Here is a 14,146-nt window from a genome sequence, read left to right as displayed (position 1 = left end):
AAGGTCACGTCACCGCCAGGGTCACGTCGTGGCGGGCTCGTGCTCCAGGCAGTCCACGCGCAGCTCGGCCAGCGGCAGCGGCGCGTCCAGCAGCCCGCAGTGGTGCGGCGCGACCGGGTCGGGTCGCACGTCCGGGCGGAAGAAGCGGCAGCTCACGCAGGTGCGCGCCACGCTCACCACCCCGCTGCGCTGCAACCCGGCGATCACCCGCAGCAGCGTGTGCAGGGTGGTCGCCCGGTCCGCCTCCGGCACGTCCCGGAGCACGCGCAGCAGCGGCTCGTCCCACGGTTCGAGGGCCCGCGCGACCTCCGCGCCGTCGTCGGTGAGCGCCAGCAGCCGCCTGCGCCCGTCCTGGCCGGGCGTGCGGGTGATCAGGCCCTTGCGCTCCAGCGCGCTGACCGCGTCGGACGTGGTCGCCTTGGTGACGTCGAACTCGGCCGCCAGCGCGCTCACCTCCCGCCTGACCTCGGGCTGCGCGGTGAGCGCCAGCACCACCTGCTGCTGGAGCGGGGTGAGCCCGTGCTCGCGGGCGGTGCGCTGGGACAGCGCGCGCAGACCGTGGCCCACCCGCTCGACCGCGTCCGCCAACCGCCGGTCCAGGCCGCTCCGCTCCACACCCACCCCCTCGCCGCCGCACCACCGACCGCCGCGATGATACTGGTGGGACCGGGTGGGGACCCCCGACCGAGGACGTCCCCCACCCGGTGGTGGGATCCGCGCGGGCCGGGCGGGCGGCCACCCGTCCGGTCCACGCGGCCACGCTCACACCGCCTTGCGCAGCGCGACCTTCGGGAAGTCCACCGGCACGCCGAGGGCGACGTTGATGTAGTTGGTGAACAGGTTCAGCGCCACGTGCGCGATCAGCTCCACGATCGCCTCGTCGTCGAAGCCCGCCGCCCGCAGCGCGTCCACGTCCGCGTCGGTGACCTGGGCGCGCTCGCGCACCAGCTTCTCGCTGAACTCCAGCGCCGCCTGGGTGCGCGGGTCGTGCGAGTGCCCGGCCTGGGCCTGGCGCATGTCCTCGGAGGACACCCCGGCCTTGCGGCCGAGCGCGGTGTGCGCGGCCAGGCAGTACTCGCAGGCGTTGCGGTCGGCGACCAGGACCGCGATCTGCTCGCCCAGCCGCGACCCGAGCTTGCCCTCGCCGAGGGCGCCGAAGCCGGCCCACATCATCTTCAGCGCGGCGGGGGAGTTCGCGACGGCCTTGAACATCGCGGGCGTCACGCCGAACGCGCCGGTCACCTCGTCCAGCAGCGGCTTGGCCTCGCCGGTCGCGGTCTGGGCGTCGATCAGCTTCACACGGGACATCTCTACGACTCCTCTGGTTGTGGAACTCTTCTGCGGACACCGCGCGGACCCGGTCGGGTCACGCGGGAGCGGTGGGGCCGTCCAGCCGGCCGGACTGGTCGTCCAGCCGCCCGGACAGGCGGTCGCGCAGCAGGTCGACCCACTGCGCGGGCAGCACCTCGGGGTGCGCGAGCAGGCGCAGGCAGGCGTCCCGGTCGGCGCGGTCGACGTTGAGCACCCGGTGCGCCTCGGCGGCGGTGACGCCGTGGTCGGGGCGGTCGAGCTGGACCAGCGGGTCACCGGCCTGGACGTGGCCGGGGGTGAGCACGCGGCAGTAGAAGCCGGTGCGGCCGGTGCGCTGGGTGGTGACCGCGAGGTCGGGGACCCCGTGGTGGACGGCGAGCTTGTAGCAGGGGCGGCGCGGCTGGGTCACCTGGAGCACGGCCGTGCCTGCCCGGTACACCGCGCCCAGCAGCACCTCGGACTCCACGAGCCCGGCGGTGGTCAGGTTCTCGCCGAACGCGGGCGCGACCAGCCCGCCCAGCTCGGGCGCCCAGAGCGCGTAGTGCTCGGACGGGTAGAGCAGCACGGCCTTGTCGGGGCCGCCGTGGTGCTCGAGGTCGGCCTGCTCGTCACCGGCAAGTCCCAGCGCCGTGACCGCCACCGGGCCGGTGACCGGGGACTTCCGGATTCCGGTGCGCACCTCGCGCCCGCGCCACGGCAGCGCCCGCACCGCCCCGGTGGACACCGCCAGCACCCGCGCGGCGCTCATCGGACGGCCCCGCGCAGCGCGTGCCCGACCCACCGGTCGAGCACCCGCGCGCCCTCGGCGGCGACCGCGCTCGCCTGTTCGGCGGTGACGGTGGCGTCCGGCGGCAGGTGCGGGGCGAGCGCGGCGAGCGCGTCGGCGTCCAGCTCGACGTGGAACTGGAACCCGTAGGACGCGCCGACCCGGAACGCCTGGTGCCGGTACTGCTCCGACGTCGCGAGCAGCGTGGCCCCCTCGGGCAGCGCGAAGGTGTCGTGGTGCCAGTGCACGACCGGCAGCGCCGGGCGGGACGGTCCGAGCACCGGGTCGGCCAGCCCGCCCGCCGTGAGCACGACCTCGCCCACGCCGACCTCGGCCCGCTCGCCCCGCGACACCGCCGCCCCCAGCGCCCCGGCGAGCAGCTGCGCCCCCAGGCAGACGCCCAGCACCGGGACCCCGGCCCGGACGCACCGCCGGATCAGCTCCCGCTCGTCCGCCAGGCGCGGGTGGGTGAGGTCGTCGAAGGCCCCCATCGGCCCGCCGAGCACGACGAGCACGTCGACGTCGGCCACGTCCGGGAGCGCCGCGCCCAGGTCCACCCGGACCAGCCGCACCGCGAACCCGCCCCCGACCAGCGCCGACTCGACCAGAGCCGGTCCCTCGAAGGGCACGTGCTGGATCACCGCCGCCCGCATCCCCGCCACCTCCCCGCTTCGCCGCCCTGCGTTGTGCCCGCCCCGCAGATACTGCCATAGTGGGTAGGAGTCCTAACAAGTCTGAGCGACGTGACCGTGGTCACCAGCGGTCCCGGCGCTCACCAGGAGCAGGGGGAAACCCGACGATGACGTTCGAGGACAGCGACAACACCGACCCGCTGACCACGGCGGCGGGCGCGCCGGTCGCGGACAACCAGAACAGCCTCACCGCCGGTCCGCGCGGCCCGATGTTGTTGCAGGACCTGTGGTTCCTGGAGAAGCTCGCCCACTTCGACCGCGAGGTCATCCCCGAGCGGCGGATGCACGCCAAGGGGTCCGGCGCGTTCGGGAGGTTCACCGTGACCGGCGACATCACCCGGTACACCAAGGCCGCGCTGTTCGCCGAGGTCGGCAACGAGTGCGGGACGTTCGTGCGGTTCTCCACCGTCGCGGGCGAGCGCGGCGCGGCCGACGCCGAGCGCGACATCCGGGGGTTCGCCGTGCGCTTCTACACCGAGCAGGGCAACTGGGACGTGGTCGGCAACAACACCCCGGTGTTCTTCATCCGCGACCCGCTGAAGTTCCCCGACCTCAACCGCGCGGTCAAGCGCGACCCGAGGACGAACATGCGCAACCCCGAGAACAACTGGGGGTTCTGGACCCGGCTGCCGGAGGCGCTGCTCCAGATCACGATCACCATGAGCGACCGGGGCATCCCGCGCTCCTACCGGCACATGCACGGGTTCGGGTCGCACGCGTTCAGCATGGTCAACGCGGCGGGGGAGCGACACTGGGTGAAGTTCCACTTCCGCACCCGGCAGGGCATCGAGAACCTGACCGACGCGCAGGCGGGCGAGCTGATCGGCCGCGACCGCGAGTCGCACCACCGGGACCTGTACGAGGCGATCGAGCGCGGCGACCATCCCAAGTGGACGTTGAGCGTCCAGGTCATGCCGGAGCGCGACGCCGAGACCTACCGGTTCCACCCGTTCGACCTGACGAAGGTGTGGAGCAAGAAGGACTACCCGCTGATCGAGGTCGGCGAGCTGGTGCTCGACCGCAACCCGGAGAACTACTTCGCGGACGTCGAGCAGGCCGCGTTCAGCCCGGCCAACGTCGTGCCGGGGATCTCGCTGAGCCCGGACAAGATGTTGCAGGGCAGGCTCTTCTCGTACGGCGACACCGCGCGCTACCGGCTCGGGGTGAACCACCACCAGATCCCGGTGAACCAGCCGCGCGCGGCGACGGTGGTCAACAGCTACCACCGCGACGGGTCGATGCGGGTGGACGGCAACCAGGGCGGGCTGCCCGGCGTGGAGCCCAACAGCTACGGGCGGTGGGCCGAGCAGCCCGAGCACGCCGAGCCGCCGCTGGCGGTGGGGGCGGTCGCGGACCGGCACGACTTCCGGGCCGACGACGACAACTACTACGAGCAGCCGGGTGAGCTGTTCCGGTTGATGAGCGCGGAGCAGCGGGTGGTGCTGGCGGAGAACACGGCGCGGGCGATCAAGGGCGCGCTGCGGGAGACCGTGGAGCGGCACATCGGCAACTGCGCCAAGGCCGACCCCGAGTACGGGGAGCTGGTGCGGCGGGCCTGCGAGGCGGCCGGCGCGCTGTGACCCGAGGGTCCCCGGCGCTCCCTCGCGGGAACGCCGGGGACCCGGCCGCCGCGACGCGCGGGCACCCCCTGTTCGGAAATGACAATCGTTTCCGTTAGAGTGGGCGCCATGCGAACAGAGGTCGTACTGGTGGCCGGGCTCGCCGACCACGACGTCGCCCAGGAGATCTGGCTCGCCTCGCCCGGAGCGGTGCTGGTGCGGCACGACCTGCGCGAGCTCGCCCAGGGGATCGTGCGGCGGTGGGTCGACGGCGAGCTGACCGTGCTCGAACTCGCCCACGGCTGCGTCTCCTGCACCCTGCGCCTCGACCTGCTCCCGCTGCTGGAGAGCCTCGGCGGGCGGGTCGTCGCGCACCTGGACCCCGCGCTCGAACCCGAGGCGGTCTGCTTCGCGCTGCGCGAGGTCGACGTGCGCGTCGACGCCGTCGTGTCCGTGGTCGACCGGGCCACCTGGCTGGCCGACGCCACCGGCGAGGACGACATGGCCGACCGGGGTCTGGCCGCCGCCGACGGGGACGACCGGACCGTCGCGCAGGTCGTGGTGGGGCAGGCCGAGTTCGCCGACGCGCTCGTGCTCGTCGGCGACGACCCCGACCCCGAGCTGGACGCGGTGCTCGACCGGCTCAACCCGCGCGCCCCGCGCCGCGACCGCCGCGGTCTCGACGCCGCCGCGCTGCTGGACGCGGTGCCCGCCGACGCCCGGCGCGGCCGGTTCGACGACGGCTTCGGCGCGCTCCTGCGCGGCCAGCCGCCCCTGGAGCCCGCGCACGGCGTCGCCGTCGTCCACTTCACCGCACGCCGCCCGTTCCACCCGATGCGCCTGCACGACGCGCTGGACGTGCTGCTCGACGGCGTCGTCCGCACGCGCGGCCGGGTGTGGCTGGTCAGCCAGCCGGACACCGCGCTGTGGCTGGAATCGGCGGGCGGCGGGCTCAACGTCGGCAACCTCGGGTGCTGGCTCGCCGCGTTCGACGACTGGTCCGACGCCCCCGTCGAGCGCAGGCTCGCCGCCGCCGCCGACTGGGACCCGGAGTTCGGCGACCGCGCCCAGGAGCTCGTGGTGATCACCCGCAGCGCCTCGCCCGACGAGATCACCGCCGTGCTGCGCGACGCGCTCGTCACCGACGAGGAGCTGGCGCTCGCCGACGAGCTGGAGTTCGCCGACCCGTTCGCCGAGTGGCGCGACGAGAGCAACCGCAACGATGAGATGGAGGAGCTGTGAAGCAGGGCATCCACCCCGACTACCACCCGGTGGTCTTCCGCGACCAGTCGACGGGCAAGTCGTTCCTGACCCGGTCGACGGCCACGTCGACGGCGACCGTGGAGTGGGAGGACGGCAACACCTACCCGCTCATCACGGTCGACGTCACCTCGGACTCGCACCCGTTCTGGACGGGCAACCAGCGGGTCATGGACACGGCGGGCCGGGTGGAGAAGTTCAACCGCCGCTACGGGAAGCGGGCCCGCTGATGGCCGTGCCCAAGCGCAAGACCTCGCGCAGCAACACCCGCCACCGCCGTTCCCAGTGGAAGGCGGCCGTGTCGGACCTGGTGCCGGTGAAGACCCTGGACGGCCGCGAGCAGCTCGTTCCCAGGAGGCTGGTGGCCGCCTACCGCCGCGGCCTGCTCTGACCCGCGCTCGCCGCACCGATCCCCCCGCTCCCCGCTGCGGCGAGCGCGCAGGCGGAGCCGGGGCGCCGGACCCTACCGGTCCGCCCCCGGCTCCGCCTTCCCGCACTCCGGGCACACCCCGCTGAGCACGATGGACACGCTCACGTCCCGGAACCCGTGCGCGGCGGCGGCCGTCTCGGCCCACCCCAGCACGCACCCGGCGTCCACCCGCTCGGCCCGCCCGCAACCGCCGCACAGCAGGTGGTGGTCGTGCGAGGAGTCGACCCGCAGGTGGAACAGGTGCCTGCCCCCGCTGTCCTTGGTCACCCCGGCGAGCCCGGCGTCGACCAGGATCGCGAGCAACCGGTACACCCCGGTCAACCCGATCCGCTCCCCGTCCGCCCGGACCCGCCGGTGCACGACCTGCGCGCTGGCGGGACCGGGCAACCCGCCCAGCGCGCCCAACACCGCCCTGCGCCGGGCGGTCAACCGAACCCCACCACCGGCACCGGAACCGTCGCGCCCGAACCGCATAGGCCTCCCCTCGCAGGTGGGGAGGATCTTATGGGAAAAGACAATCGTTTTCAATTGCTCGGTCGGCCCGGCCGACCCCGCGCTCGGACCCGCACCACCGCCAGGTCCCACTGCCCGTGCTCGTCCTCCCACGTGGTCACGACCTCGCCGATCCCCACCGGGTTCCGCTCCGGCGACTCGTCCACGAACACGTCCCCGCGTCCACGAACTCCTCCCCGAACCGCCGCGCGTCCGCCAGGCTCCCGTCCGGCGCGACCCGGATCGGCGCCACCCTCCACTCCACCCCCGCCGGGTCGCGCCCGACCGGCGCGCGCCCCTCGACCCGCTCGCCCCCGACGTCGAACAGGGTGCTCGTCCCGTCCACCCGCGGCGGCCCATCGTCGGCCTGGCGATCGCGGGTGGGCGATGGGGCTGGCCGGGTGGAGAGCGGGTCGCCGGAGCGGGGCGAGTTGTGGGCCGGTCCGGCGTTCCGGCGCTTCTTCCTCGGTGCGGCCACCTCGCTGACCGGTTCTGGGTTGGCCCCCGCGGCGCTCGCGCTCGCCGTGCTCGACGGCGGCGGCTCGGCCACCGACCTCGGGATCGTCGCCACCTGCGGCGTGGTCGCCGTCGTCGGCTGCCTGCTCGGCGGGGGAGTGGTCGCCAGCCGGCCGTCCCGGCTGGTCGACGCCTCCTCCCCCCTCGCTGTGGCGCGACCTGCACGAGGGCTGGACCGAGTTCCGCGCGTGCCGCTCGCCGTGGACCACCGCGCTCCAGCCGGCCCAGGGGAACCTCCTGGTGGCCTCCCCGTTCCCGGTGCCAGGCGCGGTGCTCGCCTCCGGCCGGGACGTCGACGTCCCGGCCGCGCGCCGGAGCCGGACTGGCTGGACGCGCTGGTCGGCGCGGAGCGGGTCGCGCGCGAGGTCAGTCCGGAGTGGACGGTCGCGCGACCGGGCGCGAGGTCCGCTCCGCGCCGCCCGCCCCCACCCCGTGATCGTCTTCGTCCCACGTCCCCCGCACGGCCACCCCCGGTTCACCCCGGCCGCCTAGCGTTCCCGACGCCTCGGACGTCGGGACGCACCTGGATGGAGCCGCCATGAGGAAGTTCGCCAAGAGGTCGGTAGCGGTCGGGCTGGCGGTGACCTGCCTGGTCACCGCGCAGAGCGGCGTCGCCGTCGGGGAGCGCGGGTACGGGCGGGCCACATTGACCCGGTTCGCCGCGCTGCCCGCCGAGACCTCCGTGCCCGCCAGCGAGCCCTCCGGCTCGGCGCTCGGGACCGCGCCCGTCAACGGCGTCGTGCCCCCGTTCGCCGACCAGCCCGTGCAGGGCTTCAGCGGTGTGCTGCGCAACGCGGACGGCACCTTCGACGTGCTCTCCGACAACGGCTACGGCACCAGGGCCAACAGCGCCGACTTCGTCCTGCGGATCCAGCGGATCGCCCCGGACTTCGCCTCCGGCGCCGTGGACGTCGTCGGCGGCCTGAACCTGACCGACCCGAACCGCCACGTCCCGTTCCCCCTCACCAGGGCCGACCGCGTCCTCACCGGCGCCGACCTGGACGTCGAGTCGATCCAGCGCGGCGCCGACGGCACCTACTGGATCGGCGACGAGTTCGGCCCCTACCTGCTGCACTTCGACCGCGCGGGCAGGCTCCTCGCCCCGCCGTCGCCGCTGCCCGGCGTGCGCGCCCCGGAGAACCCCGAGGGCTCCCCGAACCTGGGCGGCAGCAAGGGTTTCGAGGGCCTGGCGCTGTCCCCGGACGGCCGCGCCCTCGACGCGCTCCTGGAGGGCCCGGTCGTCGGTGACGCGCCAGGAACCCTGCGCCTGAACGAGTTCGACGTCGCCGGGAACCGCTTCACCGGCAAGAAGTGGCTCTACCGCCTGGACAGGCCGGAGCACGCCATCGGCGACGCGGTGGCCGTCGACCGCAACCGCCTCCTGGTGATCGAGCGCGACGGCAACGAGGGCGCCGCCGCGAGGGAGAAGAAGGTCTACCTGGTCGACAAGCGCGACCGCGACCGCGACGGCGCCCTGGACAAGACCCTGGTGGCCGACCTCATGGACATCGCGAACCCGCGCCGGATCGGCGGGTTCCCGGAGAGGTTCACCTTCCCGTTCACCACCGTCGAGGGCCTGCTGATCCTGGACGACCGCACCATCGCCGTCCTGAACGACAACAACTTCCCCTCCTCCTCCGGCCGCACCCCCGGCGAGCCGGACGACAACGAGTTCATCACCCTCAAGCTCGGCGACGACCTCGACGCCGACCCGCGCGTGCTGCGCGGGTGACCCTCCGCGACGGGCCGGGGACCCGGAGTCCCCGGCCCGTTCGCTCAGGTCAAACCCCCTGTCACCCCGCGAACCGCCCAGGCTTACGCTCATCGGCGGAGGTGCTGGGCGTGATCGGGAACTGGTGCGCGGACGACCTGCTCGAGTTGACCGGCCGGGTCGTGGTGGTGGCGGACGGGGCGCACGGCGTGGCGCTGGCCGTGGCGGCGGCGCTCTGCGACTCGGGCGCGCACGTCGTCGTGACCTTCCCGCCGAAGGACGTGGACGTCGACCGGGCCCGCCTGGTCCTGACCGGCAGACCCGGCCCGGCCACGCTGGTCGAGCTGCCCCCGCACGACGCCGACGCGTGGCTGGAGCTCCTGGAGGGCGTCCACGAGCGCCACGACCGCCTGGACGCCTGCGTGCACCGCGCCACCCCGGCCCCGCTGCGCCCGGCGGCGGAGGGCCAGGCGAAGGTCGCGGCAGGCCGCCTGGTGCTGCTCACCGGTCCCGGCGCCGACCCGGTGGAACCCCTGGCGGACCTGGACCTGCTGGTCGACGTGGTCCCCGTCCCCGCGCACGACCCGGACGACGCCCCGGCCGCCCACGACCGGGTCGCGCGGGCCGTGGCGCTGCGCTGCGCCCGCTGACCGGGGGCTCGACCCGCGCAGGCACGATCACCCCGTGCCCACCAGGACCGCCCGCCACCACGCCCTCGCCGCCGCCCTCGCCGCCCTGCCCGACGAGGAGCTCGCCGCCCGGCTCGCCGCGGCCGGGAGGATCGGCGTCGGCGTCGGCGGGGAGGCACTGGTCCTGGACGTGGCGGGCGCGCCGGTGTTCGCCAAGCGCGTCCCCCTGACCACCCGCGAGCTCGCCCACCCGCGCTCCACCGCCAACCTGTTCGACCTCCCCCTGCACCACCAGTACGGCCTCGGCGGCCCGAGCTTCTCCGCCTGGCGCGAGCTGGACGCCTGCGAGCGCGTCACCGGGGCGGTCCTGGCGGGCGAGGCCACCGCGTTCCCGCTGCTGCACCACTGGCGCGTCCTCCCCGGCGGGCCCCCGCTGACCGCCGACCGGGCCCCGGCCGACGACCCCGCCACCCGCGCCCGCCTCGAAGCCCTCGCCGCGGCCCCGAGCAGCCTCGTCCTGGTCACCGAGCACCTCCCCCTCTCCCCGGAGGACTGGCTCCGCGACGACCCCCTGGCCAAGGCCGAGGCACTGGCGCGCCGGCTCGCCGACATCACGACGTCCCTGCGCCGCCTCGGCCTGCTCCACATGGACGCCCACTTCGGCAACCTGCGCGTGGCCGAAGGCCGCGTCCACCTCACCGACTTCGGCCTCGCCCTCTCCCCGCACCACGACCTCTCCCCGGCCGAGCGCGAGTTCGCCCGCCACCACGCGGGCCACGACGCCGACCACACCGCCATGCGCCTGGTGAACTGGCTGGTCACCACCACCCACGCGCCCGAGGACCTGGCCGCCCGCAACGCCCACGTGCGCCGCTACGCGCAGGGCGGCGCCCCGCGCGACGTGCCCCCGCCCGTGGCCCGCCTCATCACCGAGCACGCCCCCGCCGCGGCGGCCGTGAACGACCTCTGGTGGCGCCTGTTCGACGGCGAGCTCACCGCCCGCCACTCGGCCCCCTGACCCTCACCCCACCCCGGCCAGCCCGGCCCCCGCCCCGGCCCGCGCGTACACCCGCTCGGTCTCCTCGGCGACCCGCTCCCACGTGTACCGGGCCCTGACCCGGTCCACCCCGGCCTCCCCGTACGCCTCCCGCCGCGTCCGGTCCGCCAGCAGCGCCCGCAGCGCCAGCGCCAGCGCCCTCGGGTCGCGCGGCGGCACCAACCGCCCCGTCACCCCGTCCAGGACGCTGTCCACCAGCCCGCCCACCGAGGTCGCCACCACCGGCACCCCGCAGGCCATGGCCTCCAGCGGCACCAGCCCGAACGGCTCGTGCCAGGGCGCGCACACCACCGCGTCCGCCGACTTCAGCAGCGCGGGCATCGCCTCCCGGCCCACCGCCCCGACCAGCCGCACCCGCCCGGCCACCCCGCGCCGCTGGGCGTGCTCGACGAGCCTGCGCGCCTCCGGGTCCCGCTCCACGTCCGCGGGCCCGCCCGCGATCACCAGCTCCGCGTCCGGCACCCCGCCCATCGCGCTGATCACGTCCGCGAACCCGTTGCGCGACGCCAGGCTTCCCGCGCACACCACCCGCCGCAGCAGCCCCGCGTGCTCCTCGGGCTCGCGCCGCGAGAACAGCGCCGTGTCCACCCCGAACGGCACCACCGACACCAGCGGTCTCGGCGTCCCCGCGCTGACCAGCTCGAACGCCTCCGCCTCCGAGGTGGCCACGATCCCGTCGACCTCGCGGCAGATCAGCTGCTCGGTCTGCGCCCGCACCGCCACCCCGCCGTCGCCCCCGCGCCCCCGCTCGACCGCGCCCAGCCCGTGGAAGGTCTGCACCACCGGCACGCCCAGCCCGCGCGCGCCCAGCAGCGCGGCCAGCCCGGACGTCCAGGAGTGCGCGTGTACCAGGTCGGGCGGCGAGGTCGCCCAGCGCCGCCTCAGGCACCGGGCGAACGGCCCGGTGTGCGGGAGCAGGTCCGCCTCGGGCGCGGGCTCGGCGGGCCCGGCGGGCACGTGCACCACCTCGTACCCCTCCGGCGCGCGCACCAGGTCCTGCTGGTCGACGCGGGTGCGGCGGGTGTGCACGACGACCTCGTGCCCCCGCCGGACCAGGGCGGCCGACAGCTCCGCCACGTGCACGTTCCGCGCGCCCGAGGCCACACCGCCGGGCGCCACCAGGGGACTGGCGTGCTCCGACACCATCGCGATCCTCACGAACCCACCTCCACGATCGAGCGGCCCCGCGTTCGCGGAACCGAGTTCTCCCTGTCCTTATTTCTCTCCACTCAGAATCGGGTAAAACGTCCCGTTGGGTTTTTGTTGGAACTGTTTTCCCTGGTGGAAGGTTTGCCGCGCGTTTCTTGAACGCGCTGAAGAACCGTCCGGGAAAACGCGGAGAATTCCCGGACGGTTTTTTTCGTCAATCGCTACCCGAGCGGGTCGGCGCCCCGCAGGCCCGGCAGCGCCAGCGCGGTGAGCGCCGACGCCACGTCATCGCGAGGCCGCAGCGCGGCGTCGAGCCCGGCGGCCGTGATCGGTCTGCGCACCGCGCGCTGACCGCCGACCAGCGCCCAGCGCACGCCGAGCCGCTCGGCCGCAGCCGTCGTCGCGAGCAGCAGGCCCAGCGCGGCGGCCGAGCAGAAGGTCACCGCGCTCAGGTCGACCACCAGCGCGGAGGGTGAGCGCGAGACCTCGTCGAACAGCCGCGCGCGCAGCGGCCCGGTGGTGGAGGCGTCCAGCTCGCCGGACACCCGGACGACGACCGCGTCGGCCGGGGCGGCGTCCGGTGCGGCGCCGAGCGCCGAGGCGAGGGGGAGCGCGGAGGAAACGGGGCACATGGTCCAGAGCTCATCTCCGGCGGGCGCGCCGACCCGGCGGCGCGAACCGCCCGGCCCCGCGCTCGCCTGGTGCGCGAGAGGGGGCGGCTGGGCTCTCAACCGCGTCTGCCCTCGAACAGACCACCCGTCGGACGGGGGTCACCGGATCCACCGGCCGGACCGCCCTCCCGCTCCTCCCGGTGGAAAGCGGCCCGATCCGAGTCCACCGCGTTCCGCAGTCGACCGATAGCAGCCCGTGCGAACCGCCCGTGCAGCCGGAACGAACCCGCACCGGACGCGCGAGAACCCCGCCACCCGACCGGCCCGGCGCCCGGCTCCACCGTCCCGCGCGCTCCAGAGCAGCGCCACGTCGCCCCCAGCCGGCCGGTCCCACCCGACCACGTCCGGTCCGAACCGTTCGCCCACCCCGGTCGTGCCCGTCCCGGTCGCGGGCAGGTGCCGCTCCTCGCCGTCCCCGGACGCAGTCGCCGCCCGCCGCGTGTCGGCCTCGGCCGTCCGCCCGCGCGGCTAGCTCTCCCGCAGCGTCTGGGACGGCGAGACCCCGTAGGCGGCCCGGTAGCGCGCCGCGAACACGCTGGCCCGGCCGTAACCCCACTTCGCGGCGATCCTGGTCACCGTGTCCTCCCCCGTCGTCGCGGAGGACAGGTCCACGCGCGCGTGGTCGAGCCGGACCTGCCGCAGGTACGCCATCGGGGTCGTGCCCAGGTAACGGCGGAACGCCAGCTGCACGGCGCGGGCGCTCACCCTGGCGGCCCTGGCGACGTCCGAGGTGGTCAGGTCCCGGTCGGGGTTGGCGTCGATGAACGCGAGCGCCCGCCGCAGCGCGTCCGGGTGGGCGTCGAGGCGGTCCTCGACCGTCGGGTCGGGGGTCGTGCTGTTCGGGAACGTCGCCAGCGCCGTCGCGGCCAGCAGGCGGGAGGCGTGGCCCACCACCAGCGGGTTGGTCAGCAGCTCCGGGTCGGCCAGCAGCTCGGCGCGCAGGTGGTCGCGGGTGGCGGTCCAGCCGCGCGCGGCCTCGGGGGTCACCGGCGCGTACCCGGTGAAGCGGACCGGCTCCGGGCCGGGGGCCACCTGCTGGAGCAGCGAGGTGGGCAGCACGGTCACGCTCAACTCGCCGCGCTCCACGGTCACCCGGTGCGGGTCGTCGGGCCGGGCGGCCAGGAACGCGTCGCCGGGGCCGTGCGCGCGCGGCCCGTCCGCCGAGCCGGTGTCGATCCGCCCGGAGCGCACCAGGCCGAACACGTAGCTGCCGAGCGGGTCGACCTCGGCGTCGACGGCAGCGCGCAGCTCCACCTCGTCGAACCTGACCTCGCCGAGCGAGGCGGACGCCAGGCGCAGCCCGCGCTGGGGACCGCTCGACCGGAGGACGAGCCTGGTGTAGGTGGCGCTCAGCAGCTCCTCCGCGGCCTCGTCGTCGGAGACGTCGACCACGTGCTCGACGGGGGAGCGCTCCTCGGGCACCGGCACCGGCACCGGCGCCGCGGCCTGCGCCAGCGCGGCCTCCAGGCTGGTGCGCCTGGCCAGCACCCCGGCGGGGTCCACCGCGTCCAGCACGACCCGGTCCAGCGCGCCGCCCGGCTCCACCAGCAGCGCGCACCGGCTCCCGCGCTCCGCGCACCTGCGGGCGAACGCCACCACCGCCCGCGCCGACCCCACCGCGAGCACCCCGGCCCCGCGCACGTCGAGCACCACCAGCGGCGGCAGCGCCCCGGCGGGGGTGGCCGCGAGCAGCGCCCGCGCGACCTCGCCCGTCCCGGCGCGCAGGGCCCCGGCGGGCAGCGCCAGCACCAGCGCCCGGTCCGCGTGCAGCGCGGTGATCTCCACGTCCGGCTCCCCCGTACCCCGCAGGACTGGCCCCGGTAGGCCCTGGGCCTGCGGCACGCGCTCCTCTGGTTTCCCCACACATAACAGGTGCGGCGCTCGACCGCACCTCGCCGGGCGG

General features: G+C 75.2%; 16 protein-coding genes. 7 read left to right on the top strand and 9 right to left on the bottom strand.

Annotation, left to right across the window (positions count from 1 at the left end; genetic code table 11):
• Nucleotides 1–21: 21 nt before the first annotated feature.
• The 4 genes from CNX65_RS22135 to CNX65_RS22120 all read right to left on the bottom strand — a co-directional run bounded on the left by CNX65_RS22135 (nucleotide 22) and on the right by CNX65_RS22120 (nucleotide 2,730).
• On the bottom strand, nucleotides 22–615 hold the full coding sequence (locus CNX65_RS22135; protein ID WP_096495486.1) for a MarR family winged helix-turn-helix transcriptional regulator: 594 nt from the start codon (nucleotides 613–615) through the stop codon (nucleotides 22–24).
• A 147-nt stretch (nucleotides 616–762) separates the two neighbouring features.
• Nucleotides 763–1,308 (bottom strand): carboxymuconolactone decarboxylase family protein, encoded by a 546-nt coding sequence (locus CNX65_RS22130; RefSeq protein WP_096495485.1) that lies wholly within the window; start codon nucleotides 1,306–1,308, stop codon nucleotides 763–765.
• 58 nt (nucleotides 1,309–1,366) lie between these two features.
• Nucleotides 1,367–2,059, bottom strand: coding sequence for an MOSC domain-containing protein (locus CNX65_RS22125; RefSeq protein ID WP_096495484.1), 693 nt, complete (start codon nucleotides 2,057–2,059; stop codon nucleotides 1,367–1,369).
• The gene (locus tag CNX65_RS22120; RefSeq protein WP_096495483.1) at nucleotides 2,056–2,730 is read right to left on the bottom strand and encodes a type 1 glutamine amidotransferase; all 675 of its coding nucleotides are present in this window, start codon (nucleotides 2,728–2,730) and stop codon (nucleotides 2,056–2,058) included. The genes CNX65_RS22125 and CNX65_RS22120 overlap by 4 nt, the downstream gene beginning before the upstream one ends.
• Before the next feature lie 146 nt (nucleotides 2,731–2,876).
• Between CNX65_RS22120 and CNX65_RS22115 the strand changes: the two genes are divergently transcribed.
• The 4 genes from CNX65_RS22115 to rpmF all read left to right on the top strand — a co-directional run bounded on the left by CNX65_RS22115 (nucleotide 2,877) and on the right by rpmF (nucleotide 5,979).
• Nucleotides 2,877–4,349 carry a catalase gene (locus CNX65_RS22115; protein ID WP_096495482.1) on the top strand — a complete coding sequence of 491 codons (1,473 nt, stop codon included), beginning with the start codon at nucleotides 2,877–2,879 and terminating at the stop codon, nucleotides 4,347–4,349.
• Between the two features lie 108 nt (nucleotides 4,350–4,457).
• Nucleotides 4,458–5,570 carry a ribosome hibernation factor-recruiting GTPase MRF gene (mrf, locus tag CNX65_RS22110; protein ID WP_218180570.1) on the top strand — a complete coding sequence of 371 codons (1,113 nt, stop codon included), beginning with the start codon at nucleotides 4,458–4,460 and terminating at the stop codon, nucleotides 5,568–5,570.
• Entirely contained in the window at nucleotides 5,567–5,818 is a 252-nt protein-coding gene (locus CNX65_RS22105) for a type B 50S ribosomal protein L31 (RefSeq protein WP_096495480.1), read from the top strand. Before mrf ends, CNX65_RS22105 begins: the two co-directional genes overlap by 4 nt.
• The gene (gene rpmF / locus CNX65_RS22100; protein ID WP_096495479.1) at nucleotides 5,818–5,979 is read left to right on the top strand and encodes a 50S ribosomal protein L32; all 162 of its coding nucleotides are present in this window, start codon (nucleotides 5,818–5,820) and stop codon (nucleotides 5,977–5,979) included. The genes CNX65_RS22105 and rpmF overlap by 1 nt, the downstream gene beginning before the upstream one ends.
• Nucleotides 5,980–6,051: 72 nt before the next feature.
• Here the strand turns inward: rpmF and CNX65_RS35575 are convergent, their stop codons facing one another.
• Nucleotides 6,052–6,447: a Fur family transcriptional regulator gene (locus CNX65_RS35575; RefSeq protein ID WP_157767782.1), complete on the bottom strand. Its 396-nt coding sequence runs from the start codon at nucleotides 6,445–6,447 to the stop codon at nucleotides 6,052–6,054.
• A gap of 95 nt (nucleotides 6,448–6,542) precedes the next feature.
• A complete protein-coding gene (locus CNX65_RS37950; RefSeq protein WP_269770707.1) occupies nucleotides 6,543–6,677 on the bottom strand; it encodes a hypothetical protein in 135 nt (44 codons plus the stop codon).
• Nucleotides 6,678–7,564: 887 nt separating this feature from the next.
• On the opposite strand from CNX65_RS37950, the gene CNX65_RS22090 reads away from it, so the two are divergent.
• The 3 genes from CNX65_RS22090 to CNX65_RS22080 all read left to right on the top strand — a co-directional run bounded on the left by CNX65_RS22090 (nucleotide 7,565) and on the right by CNX65_RS22080 (nucleotide 10,384).
• A complete protein-coding gene (locus tag CNX65_RS22090; RefSeq protein ID WP_096495477.1) occupies nucleotides 7,565–8,758 on the top strand; it encodes an esterase-like activity of phytase family protein in 1,194 nt (397 codons plus the stop codon).
• A gap of 110 nt (nucleotides 8,759–8,868) precedes the next feature.
• A complete protein-coding gene (locus CNX65_RS22085) occupies nucleotides 8,869–9,387 on the top strand; it encodes a Rossmann-fold NAD(P)-binding domain-containing protein (RefSeq protein WP_157767781.1) in 519 nt (172 codons plus the stop codon).
• A 34-nt stretch (nucleotides 9,388–9,421) separates the two neighbouring features.
• Nucleotides 9,422–10,384: a protein kinase family protein gene (locus CNX65_RS22080; RefSeq protein WP_096495475.1), complete on the top strand. Its 963-nt coding sequence runs from the start codon at nucleotides 9,422–9,424 to the stop codon at nucleotides 10,382–10,384.
• Between the two features lie 3 nt (nucleotides 10,385–10,387).
• Here the strand turns inward: CNX65_RS22080 and CNX65_RS22075 are convergent, their stop codons facing one another.
• The 3 genes from CNX65_RS22075 to CNX65_RS22065 form a co-directional block, all read right to left on the bottom strand.
• Nucleotides 10,388–11,581, bottom strand: coding sequence for a glycosyltransferase (locus CNX65_RS22075; RefSeq protein ID WP_177154305.1), 1,194 nt, complete (start codon nucleotides 11,579–11,581; stop codon nucleotides 10,388–10,390).
• 212 nt (nucleotides 11,582–11,793) lie between these two features.
• The gene (locus CNX65_RS22070; RefSeq protein ID WP_096495474.1) at nucleotides 11,794–12,204 is read right to left on the bottom strand and encodes an STAS domain-containing protein; all 411 of its coding nucleotides are present in this window, start codon (nucleotides 12,202–12,204) and stop codon (nucleotides 11,794–11,796) included.
• Between the two features lie 507 nt (nucleotides 12,205–12,711).
• Nucleotides 12,712–14,028 (bottom strand): helix-turn-helix domain-containing protein, encoded by a 1,317-nt coding sequence (locus CNX65_RS22065; RefSeq protein ID WP_096495473.1) that lies wholly within the window; start codon nucleotides 14,026–14,028, stop codon nucleotides 12,712–12,714.
• Nucleotides 14,029–14,146: the final 118 nt, after the last annotated feature.

Origin of the sequence: Actinosynnema pretiosum (assembly GCF_002354875.1) — a bacterium.
Taxonomy (GTDB): Bacteria; Actinomycetota; Actinomycetes; order Mycobacteriales; family Pseudonocardiaceae; genus Actinosynnema; species Actinosynnema auranticum.
Note: the sequence above shows the minus strand (reverse complement) of the source record. Positions and strands in the feature narration are given on the sequence as shown.

Bases quoted from the DNA above. Each gene is read 5' to 3' on its own strand.
- rpmF (WP_096495479.1), top strand. From the start codon at position 5,818: ATGGCCGTGCCCAAGCGCAAGACCTCGCGCAGCAACACCCGCCACCGC.
- CNX65_RS22130 (WP_096495485.1), bottom strand. From the start codon at position 1,308: ATGTCCCGTGTGAAGCTGATCGACGCCCAGACCGCGACCGGCGAGGCC.
- CNX65_RS22125 (WP_096495484.1), bottom strand. From the start codon at position 2,059: ATGAGCGCCGCGCGGGTGCTGGCGGTGTCCACCGGGGCGGTGCGGGCG.
- CNX65_RS22120 (WP_096495483.1), bottom strand. From the start codon at position 2,730: ATGCGGGCGGCGGTGATCCAGCACGTGCCCTTCGAGGGACCGGCTCTG.
- mrf (WP_218180570.1), top strand. From the start codon at position 4,458: ATGCGAACAGAGGTCGTACTGGTGGCCGGGCTCGCCGACCACGACGTC.
- CNX65_RS22115 (WP_096495482.1), top strand. From the start codon at position 2,877: ATGACGTTCGAGGACAGCGACAACACCGACCCGCTGACCACGGCGGCG.
- CNX65_RS22070 (WP_096495474.1), bottom strand. From the start codon at position 12,204: ATGTGCCCCGTTTCCTCCGCGCTCCCCCTCGCCTCGGCGCTCGGCGCC.
- CNX65_RS22090 (WP_096495477.1), top strand. From the start codon at position 7,565: ATGAGGAAGTTCGCCAAGAGGTCGGTAGCGGTCGGGCTGGCGGTGACC.